Raw genomic sequence first — 17007 nt, 5'->3', positions numbered from 1 at the left:
ATATAGACAAAAAGTACATCTTATTTAAAGAAAATAAAAAATAAAACATAAAGTTTCCAATCGGAAATTTTATGTTTTACATCACATTATATTAAATTTATGGTTTTATTAATATCGTGTGTAGGAGACGGCGGGGAGTCGAATCCATTTGTACAGAAACTCCAATACGCCAACTTCTATTTATTTTTTTATATGATAGACGTTTAGCGGGATGCTCTTGGCGGGCTGCACACGTCACATTTACGTTGGTTATTATTTTTAAATTTCGTAAATGTTTTTTCAAAGTTGCTACCACATGCACATTTAAATAGTAACTTTTGAGAAAAACCGTGATATTCCGTCGTTAGCAACTTACTTTCCGAATTCTTCTCAACAAATTCTTTAATTTTACCGATCGTCCATCGTTTATTCATTCTCTTACACCTCCATACTTTTCGCTAGGCCGTGGCTTTTCTCGGCATTCGTTCAATTATGAGCAATAGTCGTAATTATCCTAAGCCTCCCATTATAACATGTGCTAGCACACAATTAAACAAATCGTTATTTACCTAAAGGGGGTACATATAACTATAAACACAGAATGTTTAGGTTGCAGATTATCTAACCAACTCGAAACAGTAAATGTTGTATTTTAAGATGAATATGTTTGTTGTTTTCTAGACAAAGAACCTTTTAACGAAGGACATACCTTATTTCTTCCTAAAAATCGTTTATTTTTTTTGAATTAAACCAAAACCAAGTCCAACAGGATCTACTAAATAAGCTAAATAAAAATCATCAAATTCCATTTTATCCCGTACAATTATTGCCCCGTTCTTAGTAGATTTAGGTATAGCTACATCAATCGAATCTACTTCTATTTGAACACGAGTACCATGAGGAAAATCATTTGGTCCTTTACCAATCCCTCCATTAATTCCCGGAGAAGTATCCTTCCCAGTCATAACCGACCAGTAATCCCAATGAGGTTCAGCCACTTTCCAACCGAAAACTTCAGCATAAAAATCTGCCGCTTTTTCAGGCTCTTGACTACTTAGTTCGAATCCAATTACTCTTCCCATTCTCATCCTTCTTTCTAATAAAATTATTAACATCCCACTTCCCATAGCATTCAACATTTAGACCTAACTAATTAATGTTAATCCATTCAAATGATTTAAGTACTATTGGTAAAGCGTTTCTACCGAAACATCATGCTCATTTCTGTTTGGACAGAATACTTTCTTTATTTACTTTTTTAATGATCGTAGGTATTTCGGCCAAATCATCGATAATGAAATCTGCATCCACATGATCCCATTGAAAATCTTTTTTCCAAATACTTGTCATTCCTACATTTTTGGCCGCACGGACATCATTTACTGGATGATCGCCGATAAAAACACATTGGTTGGGTGCGACATTCAAATGTTGGAATGCTCTCATAAATATTTGTAAATCAGGTTTTTTTAATCCTTCCCATTCAGATACTAAAATAGTTTTAAAATACCTTTCAATCTCTAAAGCCTTTATATTATCCATCTGAAATTGCCCATACCCATTTGTGATTATTCCCAACATCAAGTTGTTCCTTCTCAATTCTTCTAACATATCGATAAGATTAGGAAATGGCACACAATGATTCTTGAATTCATTTATGTAGTCTTGAATTAGATCCTCCCAACTTAAACCGGTAATATCCATTTCACCAACTAATTGTTGGTATACTTTATCTTTCCAAACATAGCCTCGGCTATCTAATTCTATAAATCTTTTAGTATATTTGTCTTTTGGAATATGTCCTACCCATGTATTCAGTCGTTCATATTGCAGACCAATAAACTCCTTTACGGATTCATCTCTATTTAACAAAGTTCCATCTAAATCAAATAGGACAGCATTGATCATAATAATTCACCTCCCTGCTTCAATGTCTATTTGGGATTATCTCTCTCCAGATAAATAAGTTACATATGTATCCAAAATCTTTTTACGATGTTTCCATCTTCTTCTATTGGAAAGGATTTTTTTGGTGTATGAACATGGTTTTCCATTGAATTGGACTTCTGTGTCCTTCCTTGCGCTATCTTGATATAATTTCCAGTTAGTCCAGAAGTAGGAGTGAAAACAATTTTCAAAATAGTCAATTTTCCCCTGTTGTAAAGCTGTATAATAATAATAGAGTTAATTTGTAAAGACTCAAAAAGCCTATAATGGACCTTTCCTCGGAAAGCGTTTACAAAAAAGCGAACGAATAGAAGGTGGTGGATTTAAGAGTAGTGATTAATGAAGAGTCCATTTATTTCTAATTAGATATCATTGGCACAATTATACTATTGGGAGGATAAAAATGCTAAAAAGATGTATATCTATAATTCTCATATTCTCTATTTTTGCAAGCCTTTTCATGAGTACTCCAAGGGTTTCTAATGCGGAAGATCCACTTGAAGAATCCACAGGACTTTTTGGTCCCAATGTCTATGTATTTGATGATTCCACACCAGACTCAGAAATTCAAAGAATTAGTAATGAAGTGTTTAAAAAACAAGAATCAAATGAATTTGGTAATGATCGATATGCCCTTCTCTTCAAGCCTGGTACATACAATGCCAACATCAGAGTGGGCTTTTACACACATGTAGCTGGCCTGGGACAAATGCCCGACGATGTCACCATAAATGGTGGAGTAACGGTTGACGCAGATTGGTGGAATACGCCACCAGGGAACGCTACCAAAAACTTTTGGCGTGCAGCAGAAAATTTTGCAATACAGCCAACTTCAGGCACCAATAAATGGGCTGTATCGCAAGCAGTACCTTTTAGACGTATGCACGTTAAGGGCAATCTGCAGTTGCATGACGGAGGATGGGCAAGCGGCGGCTTCCTAGCCGATTCTAAGGTTGATAATCAAATAACTTCGGGAGGACAACAGCAATGGTTTACTAGGAATAGTGAATTGAAAAGCTGGTCGGGTGGACTTTGGAACACTGTTTTTCTTGGGGTCGACAATCCACCAGAGGCTAACTGGCCTACGAATTCAAATACAGTCATTAACGAAGCGCCTATTATGCGGGAAAAACCTTACCTTACCATTGACGAAAAGGATCGATATCAAGTTTTTGTTCCGGCTCTTCAGTCTGACACTAAGGGAACCACATGGGCAAACGGGCCTACTTCAGGAAAATCAATACCTATAGAAGAGTTCTATATCGCAAAACCGGAAACATCAGATGCCGCAAGTATAAATACTGCGCTGGAGCAGGGGAAAAATCTTCTGTTTACTCCAGGTATCTACCACCTCAATGATACAATCCGAGTAACAAGACCTAACACTGTTGTGCTTGGTCTTGGATTTGCTACTCTTATGCCGCACGGAGGCGTTGCTGCCTTGTCGGTTTCAGATGTAGATGGAGTAAAAGTTGCAGGGCTCCTATTCGATGCTGGATCAGAAAGTTCACCTACCTTAATGGAAGTTGGACCGGAAGGTAGTTCAGCAGATCACTCTATCAATCCTACTTCCCTTCATGATCTATTCTTTAGAGTCGGAGGAGGGGATGCTGTAGGAAAAGCTGACGTAAGCCTTAAAATTAACAGCAACAATGTCATTGGCGACCATTTCTGGGTATGGCGTGCCGATCATGGCAAAGATGTTGGGTGGGATTTAAACACGACTACAAATGGCTTGGTGGTAAATGGAAACGATGTAACGATATACGGTTTGTTCGTTGAACACTTTCATGAGTACCAAACGTTATGGAATGGCGATCATGGCCGGATGTACTTCTATCAATCTGAAATCCCATATGATGTTCCTGACCAAGATAGTTGGATGAGTAACAACGGCACAGTGAATGGCTACGCTTCATATAAAGTAGCGGATTCCGTGACCACACATGATGCTTACGGCCTTGGTGTTTATTCCTTTTTTAGGGATGCCGCTGTCAAGCTGAATAGTGCAATAGAAGTTCCTTATACTCCAGGTGTAAAAATTAAACATGCGACCAGTGTTTTTTTAGCTGGAATGCCAGGAAGTGAAATTACGCATATTGTTAATGATTTTGGTGAAGCCGTAACATATTCGGGACACAGGAAAACAATTACAGAGTACAGCGGTCGAATCGTCAAAGTGTCTGACATCACCGTAACTGGAGATGGTGGAGCAACGAATATCACAACGAAAGGCGGTACGCTGCAAATGTCTGCTGCGGTGACGCCTGCTAATGCGGATATCACAGCGGTCTTTTGGTCCGTTGTGAACGGAACCGGTAAAGCCACGATTGATTCTTCGGGATTGTTAAAAGCACAAAGTGACGGAACGGTAAAAGTAATCGCGACAGCCCAGGACGGTTCCGGTGTCACAGGGAATCAGACAATCACCATTAGCGGCCAAACGATGATTTTGGGCAATGGATGGACATGGGTTAGAGAAAACAAAGATAATTGGGCCATTGACCCCAAAAATGCAAATGTAATGAAATTAACGACACAAGAAGGAAGCTGGGGAGGAACCAAACCGAGTCTCCTTTTGAGGGATTCCGGCACAACTGACGATTTCTCCATCTCCACCAAACTGAAGTTTGATGCGTCCATGGGCTTCGAATGGGCGGGATTGATCGTTTATCAGGATGACGGCAACTTTATCTCCTTGGGACGACAAGCAAACGGCGCAAACCCGGGTGCTGCTAAACAAATAAGGTTCTCCCAAGGAAGGAGCAGTCCGGGACTTGTGCAAACGGACAAAAATTACGCAGACCCAGTGGCTCCTGGAGATATCTATTTAAAAATCGAAAAAACAGGTAATACTTATACGGGTCATTTTAGCAGCGATGGTATCACTTGGACTCAATTGACCGATACCTTTTCCATTTCACTAACGAATCCTAAAGTCGGAATATTTGTACGGAAATTAAATACTTCTATTCCTGTTAAGACTGCGGAATTTACCAATTTCACTTTGAACGATCGAATTATACCGTTCTGGAATCCCGTTGCTTCCATAAACGTAACGGGAGAAGGCGGCGCTGAGGCAATTACAGCGAAAGACGGTACATTGCAAATGTCTGCTGCAGTGTTGCCCGAGAATGCAGATAATAAAACAGTCATTTGGTCCGTCTTAAATGTGGACGGTACGGCAACAGACAAAGCGACGATTGATGATGAAGGACTTTTAACTGCGGTGAAGGATGGACAGGTAAAAGTTGTGGCAACAGCCAAGGACGGTTCCGGTGTCACCGGCAGCGTGACGATCGACATCAGCGGACAAACTGAAGTTTCCCATGACCATGGAAACGTAACAATCACATTGGATAAGACGGAACTGTGGCCTGCAAACAATAAGATGATTCCGATTCATGCGACGCTGCAATACGATGGAGATCCGGAGGATATTGCCAGCGTATCATTAACTTCGATTACAAGTAATGAACCAGCAAAGAACGATATAAGCGGTGCCAATTTTGGTGAAGCCGATTACGACTTCGAGCTACGGGCCAAACGATCTGGAAATGGAAAAGGAAGAGTGTATACGATTGAGTATGCAATCACCTTTACAAACGGGGATGTTGCAACGGCAAGAGGTACCGTGATTGTTCCTCACGATAAAGGCAAAAATTGATATGAACAGGGATAATTATAGCTCTTTTTTATAGCGGTGATGGAGTACCCATGGGCGTCTGCAGTACCATCGATATTTCGTTGACGGATCCCAAAGTAGGCATAATAACAAGGTAATTAGGTCCTGCTGCCAAGACCAAATTTCAATATTTTGATATATGAAAGGCAATCGAATTTCGTTTGACTAATGGAAGGGAGGCTATGATCAACTTGATCATAGCCTCGGTTATCTAATTCTAGACGGCCAAGCTTCTCCCAAAACCATAATCCATTCTGATTTTTTTCCCAATCCTCACTCTTATTCAATTCAACAAGTAGTTGTTCTTTAGTTTCAATCATTAGGTTATTAATCCTTCCTCGTTGTATTAAAGTTGATTTCGATTATATCTAACTAGATGATGCGGATGATATCTTGGTCTATACTCTCTACCCCTTCGTCAAAAGTTAACTTAGTTTTAAAACAGTATGATATTTCTTCTGTCGAAACCGGGATCGTTGTTGGTAACTTTAAAGTAAATGATATTTTATATAATTCTTCCGATTGGATGCGTTTTGATGTGAAAATCATTCGTGTATCGATTATTTTTTCAATACCTTTCAGTTGATCACTCATCATCAATTCACAGTCAATGCGCCTTAATTGTTGATCAATCATCCCACCCTTAATTAAGAAATATCCGTTAATATGTTCTCCTACCTCATAAGTTTCCTTAGCGAGGATAAGGTCTATTCGCGCTGAACCAATTCCTAAAAGAGACATGTATTTCCTTAATATCAATAAATACCCTCCTAATCATTTATTTTTCATCCACACGTTTTTCAATTTTTTCAATTAATGCTTTATCTTTAAGAAGTTCTTCCTTATTTTTGCTAATTAACTCAGCTAAAGATACTTTTACTTTTCTCATGACGTCACCTTTCCTTTCATTAGATGATAAATTGCTATTTTTGATAATGATTTAACGAGAATTGTCGGTTTTTCCATTCTTTACCTACAAAAAAACCTTTACCATGTTTTTCGGTAAAGGTTTTTTATACAAGAAGAGACCATTACCGAATGGTAAAGGTCTCGCTAACAACGATTTGTTGCCAACAAAGCCGAGAGTGTATAATTCCGTAATGACGACTTTGTTATTAAAGCTACTCCCCTTTAGGAGGTATGTTCAACTGTTTCTATTGATACTAAGATATAATCCAATTGGAATGTCGACAGTTTTTTCTTTTTCAATTATTCTAACAAAAAATTTACCTTTAGAATCTAACACTCCGACTCTAAGAACAAAATAATAAAGAAATTTTTGAGCCCTTTTTATTTATATTAAAACAAAGGCCTAGAAGTACAGCTGCTAAAGTCATCCGAATAATAATCTAATAACTTTTCATCAATTTCGTCTATGTACCCAATATCTGTTACTTGATTCCATAATATTATTTGTTCTGCCTCATCATTTTCATTGAATGGTTTCAAATCACTAATTACACCGCTATATAACGCACCATATTCCATTCGATCATCAGGCTTTAATTGAAGCTTCATTAATCCTTTAAACTTTATGTTGTCAATACGTTGATTCGTTTCTTCGTATAATTCCCTTAAAGCACATTGCCTCGGTGATTCACCTTTATCAATCATGCCACCAGGAAGCTCCCAATATTTTCTCCATTTATTAAACAAGAGAAGAAATTTCCCTTGATATGAGGCAACGACCAATGAATGTGTAAGTGGTGCATCATTTACATACTTCATGATTTCTTCTTCACTGACTTTTAGAAAATCAAGAAACACATGTCCCTTCTTGTTGACTAGAATTGCCAAGTTAATCACTCCCATCTAATGAATTTAAAAAGAATTTATGAAGAAGCACTAACTAATTTTTCTCTTTATCAAACTTTCCTTTTACAAAATATTTTAAAAATTCGAGACCTATATACTCATTTCAGTATTTTATGAATTAGGTGATTTCTACAGGCACTTTAGAAAGATTTAGTCCCTCATTTACTATCTGTAAAAAATAATTTTTATTATTGGGATGACAGGCTATTAAATAAGGTTCGTTATTAATTTCAGTAAACTCATTTCCTTGAAAATCAAATACAATTCCCCCCGCTTCTTTCACCATTATTATCCCAGAATATAAATCATCGCCTTCAGAATTATAAAGAACTATTCCGTCAATATCTCCCTTTGCCAACATACACCATTGAATCGTTGGAGCCCATAACCTTATCATCCGTTTACAATTTGTATCCAAGTAATGTCTTAGCCTTACAGCTTTGTCCTCATTCTGGACATTATGACCTTGAATCCAGCCAATATTAAATTTTCTCGGATTCTCTCTCAACTTAATCCTTAATTTTTTGTTATTACAATATGAACCCCCGTTTAAACTAGATATAAACAATCGTTCTACCATAGGCTCATATATGACTCCTAGAACAGGCTTGTTCTTGTATAAAAGTGTAATAGATGATGAGAATACAGGAAGACCAATTACAAAATTATTCGTTCCATCTAATGGATCTACTTGCCAAAACCAATCACTCTCTAATTCATTATCTCCAGCTTCTTCACTATGAATTTTATGTCCAGGAAAAGCACTACTGATTTCTTCCAAGATAATCTTCTCCGCCATATGATCAACCTCTGTTATTACATCTCCATAATCACCTTTTTCTTCTAACTTAATAAAATTATCAAATCGTTCTTTAGCAAGTTGACCTGCATCAATAATTATTTTACTTGCTACTTCCTTAGCATTATATAAAATATCTTCCATAAATGAGCACCCCCATTTTTATTTTTATTGACTCCGTTGATTAAATTTATTTAAAAAGTGATAAGCATCCCCTATTTGATTTGACTCCGAAAAGAGGGATTATATTAAATCTGTAGTAGTCTATGTAATAGTCTCTGGTATTGGTCGTATCAAATCTACCACTTGCGCAGGTCGATCTGAATATTTGGGTAGTTCAGTTTGATATCGGCCAGGTCAAGGACTGACTCTCCATCAATTCAACATTTTTCAATTTCATCTGATTCATTTTGCATACAATGAAACCTAGTTAGCCTCTAACCAAAGCATTGATCAAATCTGGTCATTTTGTATCCATGCATCTGTTCACTGCCTCTATAAATTTATATATAGGTGTATAGAAAAGGGGCCCTTGGTGGAGATAATTATTTTGAGTATCATGACATTGAAGTTCGACAAATACCCTAATAATCCTTCTTCATAACATTTTTCGCTATCTGTTAATTATTCTGGGAATTTCATGCTGACTTAATAATAGTTAGATTCATGAGCATCAAAGTTGGGCAGTGAATGCAGTATAAAAGCGATATTGAATAAATAGACTCCGCTTATCTAATTAATTCATAAAGAATATGGGTTGTGACGAAATTTCAAAAGATTCACATTTAACATTTTTCAATTATATTAAATGGTATTATTAAACAAATGGACCGAAATGAGTGAGCAATTTGACCACCTGGAAGGGCCTATCCTATGCATTGCAGGAATAGGGATTTATCGTATTTAGGAACTTGGAGTTATTAATCACACTTTATATTCCATATTAATTTAATCGGGATTTGCGGTAGAACTAACGAAATAAATGGGGTGACCTTATGGATAGAAAGTATAATGATTTAATAGGAGATATTTTAGAAGGAGCTGGAGAAAAGGATAATTTTAAAGGAAAAGGTAAACCAATCTCAAAAGAGTATCTACAAATGGACACTTATCAGCATTTTCAAAAGATAGCAAAGGATGCAGGCTTTTTACCTCCTTGGTTAAAGCTGCAAAAAGAAATTTCCCAACTCGTCCATTTATGTAAAACGGAACAGGATGTAAAAATAATCAATGAAAAAATTCTAAAGCATAATAGAATTTGTCCACCTCCCATGCAAAAAAACATTATAGCTTTGAAGAGTTTAGAAAATGCGAAAAAAATTTGGTGAACTTGGGGTTTCTATGATAGATATTTGGCACATCTATTACAAACATATTTCTTAGATGTGCCTTATTTTATTATAATAATTGACCTAAAAAAAGTCGTTTTATTTCGGCCCAATCCTCTTTCGTCATACTATACATAACAGTGTGACGAATGTCACCATTTCGTTGGATCATATGATTTCGCAAAATACCTTCCTTTATCCCACCAATACGTTCGATCGCTTTTTGAGAACGTATATTACGATGCCCTGTTTTAATTTGCACGCGATTGTATTCAAGTTCTTCAAAGCAACATTGTAGCAATAACCATTTACAGTTTGTATTTACAGTTGTGCGCCAATAATTTGGATTAAGCCATGTGGAGCCAATTTCTAATCGTTTATGAGCTGGATGAATGTCTAAAAACCAAGTACATCCAATAACTTGCTTTGTCTCATTATGAAAAATTACATATGCGAAATCTGTACCATTCTCACGTTTCTTCACCGCATCCTCAACATAATTTACACATGCTTCTTTAGATGTTAAATCAACAGACATATGTTCCCAAATGCTAATGTCCTGCGCTGCAGCATGAATGCCATCAACATGCTCCAATTCCATCGGTATTAATGTAATAATTTCATTTTCCATTTTTTTCAATTAACATCACCTCTTACAACTATTAAGAGAGCCCTTAAAAGATTTTATTGCAGTACAAAGTAAAGTAAGACAGCCAAAATAGTTTTAGGCAAACCCATCAAACCTATGCGATCGGTCGTCTTGATCCGATTACGCCTATCTTCAACAGATTCAGTAGTTTAAGAGGAGGACTTTAGATCAACTCTTCCGATATAGACATCGCACTATCTCGTTTTGGACAATCGTCCTTATTTATGACTAGCTTGCCACGTAGCAAATAGAGAAATATAAACATAAGTAGAGGTATAATATAACTTATTGCTTCTAATAAAATTGATGGATTTGCATTCTCGGTAATTATAAATACTCCCCCATCCGAACTTCCTAACATTCCATTGAAAATTCCGTAACAAACATTTAATCCCCAATGAATACCCGTATCAGCCCAGATCGAACGTGTTCGATAAAAAGAATAAGTTAACGACAATCCCAAGGCAATGGAAAACAATGTATTCGATAAACTAAACCCTTCATTCCAACTATCATCAAATGCATAGATAAGAATGGATATAATAAAAATCCATTTTCCATTTATTTTATCCTTCAAATGCCCAAAAATATATCCTCTAATGATTATGTCATTTAAAAAAGAACTGATAAAAAATGCAAAAAAAAACAAAGAAGAAGGTAATTAATGATTCGGATAAACTTTTTACTCCGACAATTTCAAACCCATTAAGAATATAAACAAGAGCATACTTTATTAACCAAAAGGTAAAACCAATGCTAAATCCGATTATTAAGTTCCTCTTCCATTTAGGATGGAACGCGATACCAATGCTTTTAAAAGAATTTAACTTAGTTGCCTTTAAGATTATTTTTAATAATGGGAAAAATAAAATAACAAACAACAGTTGAGTGACAATATTATTTGTTTTTGCAATAAAAACATTTAAATATATATCCAACAAAATAAATCCTAAAATCATAAAGAAAAAATAATATTTTCTCTGCTTTAAATCAATCACATTAATTTCACCTCTAATTGATACCTAATTCATTATTTCCTCTTATAGAAAATCAAGAAAAACGTATACAATTTCCTTACTAAAAAAGAGCGCACTTCTAGCTCCTGAAATGCGCTTGTTTGTTTAATATCACTTTTTAAATACAAAGCCAGATGTCAGTCCATAAAACTCCCATTAATCAAAACATTCGAATAGGTAATTGTCGTGGATATTCTCTCTACTTACATTATACTATTATTTATAGGGTACTCTTTTTGTAATTCCTATAATACAATGTTATACACAAATCTAAAAATATATGAGGTGTATCAGTATGAATGACAAAAAAGATGTCTTAGATAATGGTCCTTTTTTTCATGGTACTAAAGCGGAACTAAAAATTGGAGATTTATTAGAACCACAGCACATATCAAATTACCAAGATAAAAAATCTAACTATATATATTTTACCGCAACATTAGATGCTGCTAAATGGGGTGCTGAATTAGCAACATCTAAATCAAAAGAAAGGATTTATATCGTAGAACCATTAGGTGAATTTGAAAATGATCCGAACTTAACTGACAAAAGATTTTCTGGAAACCCAACACGTTCCTATAGGTCTAAGTCTCCTTTGAAAATAATAGCTGAATTAAGTTCATGGGAAAGACATTCCGATGAAGAAATAAATCATATGATTACATTTTTAAAAAAGTTACGTGAACAAGGAAAAGCTGTAATAGACGATTAATCCTTAAAATCTATAAAGTTTCAGTAGGCGGCGGGTGAGCCTCCTTTCTCAATAATTCAAGTTAAGATATTTGTTACCTTTACGAGTGGGCAGCGTTTCTTTATTTCAGAAATAAACAGTTCACTTTCGTCAGAAGTATTTTTGAGTATACTTCCTCAAAATGTCGATTTACTACAATTGATTCTTTACTTATTTAAAAACTTAATGATATATTCATTTACTTCATCTGCTTGCTCAATTGAAAGTGCGTGCCCCGCGTTTTGAATGACTTTATTTTTAATATGTGGGATCAGCTGCTGTGCTTTTGTTAACATTTCATCATAATTATAAATGACTTCCTTATCCCCAACCATAAGCAATGTCGGCATATTTATTCTCTTAAATTCTTCATCACTAAAAACGGAAGGAACGATCGTTTTAGTATATTTATAGTGTTTTAACCCTAAATAAAACTGCTCAAATAAACCTGGCTCGACCTTATTCCCTTTGGCAACAAACCAGCTGCAGAATGACTTAATGACAAAAGATTTTTTAGGAAAAATCATAATACTAAATAGCCTTAAAAAGAATTGCTTATGAAATGGAATAAAAGAAGCAGCTGGCGCTAAAAGGATGAGCTTATTTACTTTTTCAGGATAAAGAATCGAAAAATTAATGGCCTGCCATCCGCCAGCCGAGTGCCCGCACACTGCTGTTTGTTCAATTCCCAAAGCGTGGAGAACATCCGATAGCCAATCAGCGCAGTCCTTTTTTTCCTTATAAGGTTTTGTTACTACACTTAAGTTAAAATCAGCCAATATGTCAATCGCATATGTACGGTAATGCTGGCTAAGCTCATAGATATTGGCATACCACATAGTCGCTCCGAATCCAAAACCGTGCAATAGAATTAATGGAGGAGCATCCTTCTGGCCAGCTGCAAGAAGATGCGTTTCACCGAAACGTGTTGTAACGTAAAAACTTTCGTAATCCACTCCCCATAACGAAAGATTTGCATCATACATTTGTTTAAATCTTTCCGAACCCTTAATATTTCTAAATGCCATAGTATAATTGGACAAGCCGACACTCCTCCCATTAATTCAAATATTATGAATTCTCCCCAAAAAATTTTTAAAGGCTTTTTTACATCCTAGTATATTTTTCCCTCCATAACCTGGCCAGCCATTTTTACATTTCTTTCGAGGCATCAATATTTTTTATTTCCTTTAGCAATTCCACTATCTTTTTATTTGTTTTATTTAATTGCCTCAACTGAAATTCTATCGAGAAAATCGTTATTATTACAACTACTCCTATAATTACTCCCATTTATATGTCCTCTCCCACTTTTTTATATGTATATAATTTGATTTTGTCTTGTTCAACATCCTTACGTTACTAAAATAATAAAAATGCGAATGATTTAATAAAGTGGTGTTTTTTCAATAGGGAGGGGCTTTCTAAAAAAATAAATCTTGGCGTTTATTCTTTTCCTTCCTTTGTGTAAAGAATAAATAAGGATTAATTATACTAAGACCTACAATTGCCAAATAAATATAAGTAGAAACGGCATCTCCTCCTAAGCCAACCTCGTCAACAATGATTCCGCTATAAAATAAAAGCTGACTAGACACCAAAATAGAGATGGCTGATAAACTAATTACTGCGGTGCCGTTAATAAATTTATTTTTAAACCTGGGTATTAACATTACTAAAAATAAAAGCAGGGAAATTATCATAAAAGTAACAAAAACAGGTCTCAATAAAGTAAAAGCTCCTAAGCTTTCAAATGAGTCATATGTGTACATTTATACCTCCCAAATTAATTCTGTGTATTTTTGACACTCTAACATTAGAGATGTTCCCGCTCATTTATCGAGCATTTAGCAGAACATCATTAGCGTAAAATGGTTCCCACCTTTTTTACGCTTCCTTCTATTTCTTTAAGATCAGTTATTGAACTAGAATCTAGCTTTTTGTTACATCATTTACTAATCATAAGGCCCCCCATAATTTAATGTAATTTTATTAAGTCTATAACTACATAATTTTCATCCCCATACTCGTTCATAAGTTACTTTTTTATCAACATTTCGTAAAAGAAATACATCTGGATTACTAAGATTTCGCCAACCTTCAAATCCAAAGTCTTTAACATAGTACGTTAATAGTAGTGACATTATATTCCCATGTGTCACTATAACCGTATTTTCATTTTCGCTATTAAAAACTTTTTCTACAACTTCTATAATTCTTTTCATTGCCTCTTGGCTAGATTCGCCACCCTCATATTTCAGTTCAAGATCATCATATGTGGTTTTTAGTTTTTCAAACCAATCGGGAAAATTTTTAGTGCTTAGTACACGTTCCGTCAATTGTCCATCAATCTCTATTTCAATGTTTAATTGGTTTGCTAGAGGTTGTATAGAATGAATGGCACGCTTATATGGGCTTGAAATGATTCGATCGACTTTTTTATTTGCAAAAAACTTAGATAAGTCTGCAGCTTGGTTCCGTCCTCGATCTGTCAGTTTAGCTTCAGCTGCCTGTCCCTCAGCTTCACAATGCCGAATAATATATATTTTCTTCAACGATATCACTCCAATTTTAGCAGATGTATTCCTAAAAAAAGAACCACCTAGCCTAACAATAGTCTAAGTGGTTATCTTTGAAGAGTTATATTTTTATAATACCGGTCACACCGCTCGATCTGCCCCATGCTTCATTCTTTTTTCAACAAAAAGAATTCCGAGTTCATGGTGATCTCCTTCATAAAGAGCCCTCTGTACAAAGCGTTTTTCACCGTTTGTATCCAGAACTTCAAGCTTGCAATAGGCACGGTTTTTCAAGAGAGATTCGAATAAATCCTGTTTGTTTCTGACATTAATATTATTGCATATTTGGATAATCTCGCCTGTTTTCAATCCCATTTTATCTGCAGGTGAACCCGGCAGGACATCCAAAATCATGATTCCATTATTTTGCGGTGTAAAGTAATAAAGCGTGTTCCCTTCTCGCACGCGATGGCGGTAAGAAATCCAGAGCCGGCCTAGTATGGCGATCAAACCTACAGCAGCAGGTAAAAATTCCGAAAAAGGGAAATCTAAGAAGCTTAAGCCTGATAGGAAGATAACGATGACACCAAGTCCGATTGTCTGTCTCGCTAATCTTGTGACTGCCTTTTCAGGAAGAGAACTTTGAATTTGTTGTTGAAAACCAATGATGAATGGGACGAGCATCAAGGAATAGCTTTTCGTCCCCCAGTCAATGACAGGCCACCAATCAAACGGAACAGTAAGCGGACCTGCAGGTAAGAAAACAAAAATTGGCAACATCCACAAGCGCTTTGTTTGCAGAGCCCCCACAGTCAAACCCCTGCTGCTTGTTCGCAGTTTGGGCGAAATATCTTTCAGCCCATTCTTCAACATGAGTATTCCTTCTGTAAGGATTAGAATACCTAGCAATATGGCAACACCAATAAAATAATTAGATTCAATCGTATTTTCAAAGTATGGCATTCTTAATTCGAAATAGTTGGCGGTAAAAGCAACCAGCAAAGCCAAGCCCACTATTAGAGCAGGAGATAGTAGACGCGCATTACCGATCGAACCAAGTATTATAGAAATCACAGCTATGGCTGCAATAAAAATCAATGGAATGGTGAGCCCAATTGAAACGGAAATAATAGAAAGGATCAAACCTGCTACAATTCCTGCAGGAAATAGATTTTTTAATTCATATAAAAAAGAGTGGACTCTTACATTAAAATCTCCACGTTCCCTTTTTACTCTCAATACACCCGCAATAACCGCTAAAATCATCGAAAAATATAAAAGCGGATGGAGAAATATTCTTCCTATTCCTTTTGCTAATTCAAGTAACCAAATTTCGGTCATACTGTCATATCCCTTCCCGAAAAAGTAACGTTAACTACTATTCTATCAGAAATTTCCGGAAAATGGGCAAAAAAATAGAGGCCAAATTGACTAATGGGTTCGATTATCTACGCAAAAATGATCAAAACAAGATAAGCTCTTATAAGGATTAATATTTCTAGTGATACATTCTTCATTAGCCTGCCCAAGAAAAAGTCCAATCCCGGCTTTTTTAAGGAATGCACACCATTAGTTAGATTAATCTACCGCTTTTTTTGCCAAAAATAAAATGATATAGAAAAAGTGCTGATAGATAAAATTAAGAAACTAATACCTATAATCATTGGAACAGATATAAATGCGGTTATTAAACTATCTGAAGTTGACCACGATGTAGCATTTGTAGGTCTTGAAAAATTTATTGCATTTTGTTCCCCATTAGCTCCTATTATTAAAAATAAAATACCTAACAAGAAAAAACCACCAGGAATTCCAAACGATTTTAAATATTCATTTTCTATAATCATTCTCACCCTTCGCCTAAATTGTACTGCTTTTCACAAGAATTGACTCAACTATACTGAACCTTACTTGAAGTATTCCACCCATTAGTTGCTTAATGGGTCAGACGAGATTAACTTAAACCTAATTCATAATGATAAAATTGTGAATCACGTATGTATCCACTTTTTTCATATAGTCTTTGAGCATAATAATTATCCGGTGCCGTACTCAAACTAATGCTTTTAGCACCTAATTCAATTGCATAATCTTTTGCCTTATGTAAGAGCATTTCTCCTATTCCTTGTTTTCTTGCTTCTACATCAACATACAAGTCATTTAATATCCATGCCCTTTTCATAGATATAGATGAAAATGTAGGATATAGTTGGGTAAATCCTACATACTTTTGTTTTTCTTTTACAACAAATATCACAGAATCCTGTTTTTCCAAACGTTCTTTTATGTAAGTCTTAGCGCCTTCTAAATCTGATGTTTGTTGATAAAACACACGATACAAATTAAATAGATGTGATACTCCGTCTAAATCTTCAATCGTAGCTTGATACACTTCCATTAGAATTCACTCCCTATTGAATCAAATTCTACACTTAATAGAAGGGAAAAAACACTGTGAACTTCACTTTACAAATTTCAACCTAAAAAATGACCAACAAATCAATCTATAATTTGTTGGTCATTTTTATATAAACTCAATC

General features: G+C 35.5%; 21 protein-coding genes. 3 read left to right on the top strand and 18 right to left on the bottom strand.

Annotation, left to right across the window (positions count from 1 at the left end):
• Positions 1–203: 203 nt before the first annotated feature.
• The 3 genes from KHA88_RS13170 to KHA88_RS13160 all read right to left on the bottom strand — a co-directional run bounded on the left by KHA88_RS13170 (position 204) and on the right by KHA88_RS13160 (position 1887).
• Positions 204–413 (bottom strand): hypothetical protein, encoded by a 210-nt coding sequence (locus tag KHA88_RS13170; protein ID WP_213098164.1) that lies wholly within the window; start codon positions 411–413, stop codon positions 204–206.
• Positions 414–710: 297 nt separating this feature from the next.
• Positions 711–1061 (bottom strand): VOC family protein, encoded by a 351-nt coding sequence (locus KHA88_RS13165; RefSeq protein ID WP_213122184.1) that lies wholly within the window; start codon positions 1059–1061, stop codon positions 711–713.
• Positions 1062–1197: 136 nt separating this feature from the next.
• The gene (locus KHA88_RS13160; protein WP_213098165.1) at positions 1198–1887 is read right to left on the bottom strand and encodes an HAD family hydrolase; all 690 of its coding nucleotides are present in this window, start codon (positions 1885–1887) and stop codon (positions 1198–1200) included.
• Positions 1888–2329: 442 nt separating this feature from the next.
• Between KHA88_RS13160 and KHA88_RS13155 the strand changes: the two genes are divergently transcribed.
• Positions 2330–5593 carry an Ig-like domain-containing protein gene (locus tag KHA88_RS13155; RefSeq protein ID WP_213122183.1) on the top strand — a complete coding sequence of 1088 codons (3264 nt, stop codon included), beginning with the start codon at positions 2330–2332 and terminating at the stop codon, positions 5591–5593.
• A 116-nt stretch (positions 5594–5709) separates the two neighbouring features.
• Here KHA88_RS13155 and KHA88_RS21470 read toward each other — a convergent pair whose 3' ends face one another.
• From KHA88_RS21470 to KHA88_RS13130, 5 genes are all read right to left on the bottom strand, one after another.
• Positions 5710–5931 carry a hypothetical protein gene (locus tag KHA88_RS21470; protein ID WP_213122182.1) on the bottom strand — a complete coding sequence of 74 codons (222 nt, stop codon included), beginning with the start codon at positions 5929–5931 and terminating at the stop codon, positions 5710–5712.
• A gap of 52 nt (positions 5932–5983) precedes the next feature.
• The gene (locus tag KHA88_RS13145; protein ID WP_213107952.1) at positions 5984–6370 is read right to left on the bottom strand and encodes a sporulation protein; all 387 of its coding nucleotides are present in this window, start codon (positions 6368–6370) and stop codon (positions 5984–5986) included.
• Positions 6371–6389: 19 nt separating this feature from the next.
• Complete coding sequence (locus KHA88_RS13140; protein ID WP_213098169.1) at positions 6390–6500, bottom strand: FbpB family small basic protein; 111 nt, start codon at positions 6498–6500, stop codon at positions 6390–6392.
• Positions 6501–6910: 410 nt separating this feature from the next.
• Entirely contained in the window at positions 6911–7408 is a 498-nt protein-coding gene (locus KHA88_RS13135) for an NUDIX domain-containing protein (protein WP_249313104.1), read from the bottom strand.
• Positions 7409–7544: 136 nt separating this feature from the next.
• Positions 7545–8369, bottom strand: a complete 825-nt coding sequence (locus tag KHA88_RS13130; protein ID WP_213107951.1) for an inositol monophosphatase family protein — start codon at positions 8367–8369, stop codon at positions 7545–7547.
• A gap of 851 nt (positions 8370–9220) precedes the next feature.
• Here KHA88_RS13130 and KHA88_RS13125 point away from each other — a divergent pair.
• Entirely contained in the window at positions 9221–9553 is a 333-nt protein-coding gene (locus KHA88_RS13125) for a DnaJ family domain-containing protein (protein WP_213122181.1), read from the top strand.
• A gap of 70 nt (positions 9554–9623) precedes the next feature.
• Here the strand turns inward: KHA88_RS13125 and KHA88_RS13120 are convergent, their stop codons facing one another.
• From KHA88_RS13120 to KHA88_RS13110, 3 genes are all read right to left on the bottom strand, one after another.
• On the bottom strand, positions 9624–10184 hold the full coding sequence (locus KHA88_RS13120) for a GNAT family N-acetyltransferase (protein ID WP_430413715.1): 561 nt from the start codon (positions 10182–10184) through the stop codon (positions 9624–9626).
• Between the two features lie 181 nt (positions 10185–10365).
• Positions 10366–10851: a CPBP family intramembrane glutamic endopeptidase gene (locus tag KHA88_RS13115; RefSeq protein ID WP_213122179.1), complete on the bottom strand. Its 486-nt coding sequence runs from the start codon at positions 10849–10851 to the stop codon at positions 10366–10368.
• Positions 10811–11200 (bottom strand): hypothetical protein, encoded by a 390-nt coding sequence (locus KHA88_RS13110; protein WP_213122178.1) that lies wholly within the window; start codon positions 11198–11200, stop codon positions 10811–10813. The genes KHA88_RS13115 and KHA88_RS13110 overlap by 41 nt, the downstream gene beginning before the upstream one ends.
• Positions 11201–11513: 313 nt before the next feature.
• On the opposite strand from KHA88_RS13110, the gene arr reads away from it, so the two are divergent.
• Positions 11514–11930, top strand: coding sequence for an NAD(+)--rifampin ADP-ribosyltransferase (arr, locus tag KHA88_RS13105; protein WP_213098173.1), 417 nt, complete (start codon positions 11514–11516; stop codon positions 11928–11930).
• 185 nt (positions 11931–12115) lie between these two features.
• Here arr and KHA88_RS13100 read toward each other — a convergent pair whose 3' ends face one another.
• The 7 genes from KHA88_RS13100 to KHA88_RS13070 form a co-directional block, all read right to left on the bottom strand.
• Positions 12116–12991, bottom strand: a complete 876-nt coding sequence (locus KHA88_RS13100) for an alpha/beta fold hydrolase (RefSeq protein ID WP_213122177.1) — start codon at positions 12989–12991, stop codon at positions 12116–12118.
• Between the two features lie 109 nt (positions 12992–13100).
• The gene (locus KHA88_RS13095) at positions 13101–13241 is read right to left on the bottom strand and encodes a hypothetical protein (protein ID WP_213098175.1); all 141 of its coding nucleotides are present in this window, start codon (positions 13239–13241) and stop codon (positions 13101–13103) included.
• Between the two features lie 131 nt (positions 13242–13372).
• Positions 13373–13720: a hypothetical protein gene (locus KHA88_RS13090; RefSeq protein ID WP_213107947.1), complete on the bottom strand. Its 348-nt coding sequence runs from the start codon at positions 13718–13720 to the stop codon at positions 13373–13375.
• Positions 13721–13963: 243 nt separating this feature from the next.
• Positions 13964–14503, bottom strand: a complete 540-nt coding sequence (locus KHA88_RS13085) for a histidine phosphatase family protein (protein ID WP_213122176.1) — start codon at positions 14501–14503, stop codon at positions 13964–13966.
• 105 nt (positions 14504–14608) lie between these two features.
• Entirely contained in the window at positions 14609–15808 is a 1200-nt protein-coding gene (locus KHA88_RS13080; protein WP_213122175.1) for a PDZ domain-containing protein, read from the bottom strand.
• 242 nt (positions 15809–16050) lie between these two features.
• Positions 16051–16314 (bottom strand): hypothetical protein, encoded by a 264-nt coding sequence (locus tag KHA88_RS13075; RefSeq protein ID WP_213122174.1) that lies wholly within the window; start codon positions 16312–16314, stop codon positions 16051–16053.
• 107 nt (positions 16315–16421) lie between these two features.
• Positions 16422–16865 (bottom strand): GNAT family N-acetyltransferase, encoded by a 444-nt coding sequence (locus KHA88_RS13070; protein WP_213122173.1) that lies wholly within the window; start codon positions 16863–16865, stop codon positions 16422–16424.
• Between the last annotated feature and the right edge of the window lie 142 nt (positions 16866–17007).

It is taken from the genome of Lederbergia citrea (genome assembly GCF_018343525.1).
Lineage (GTDB): Bacteria > Bacillota > Bacilli > Bacillales > Bacillaceae_C > Lederbergia > Lederbergia citrea.
Note: the sequence above shows the minus strand (reverse complement) of the source record. Positions and strands in the feature narration are given on the sequence as shown.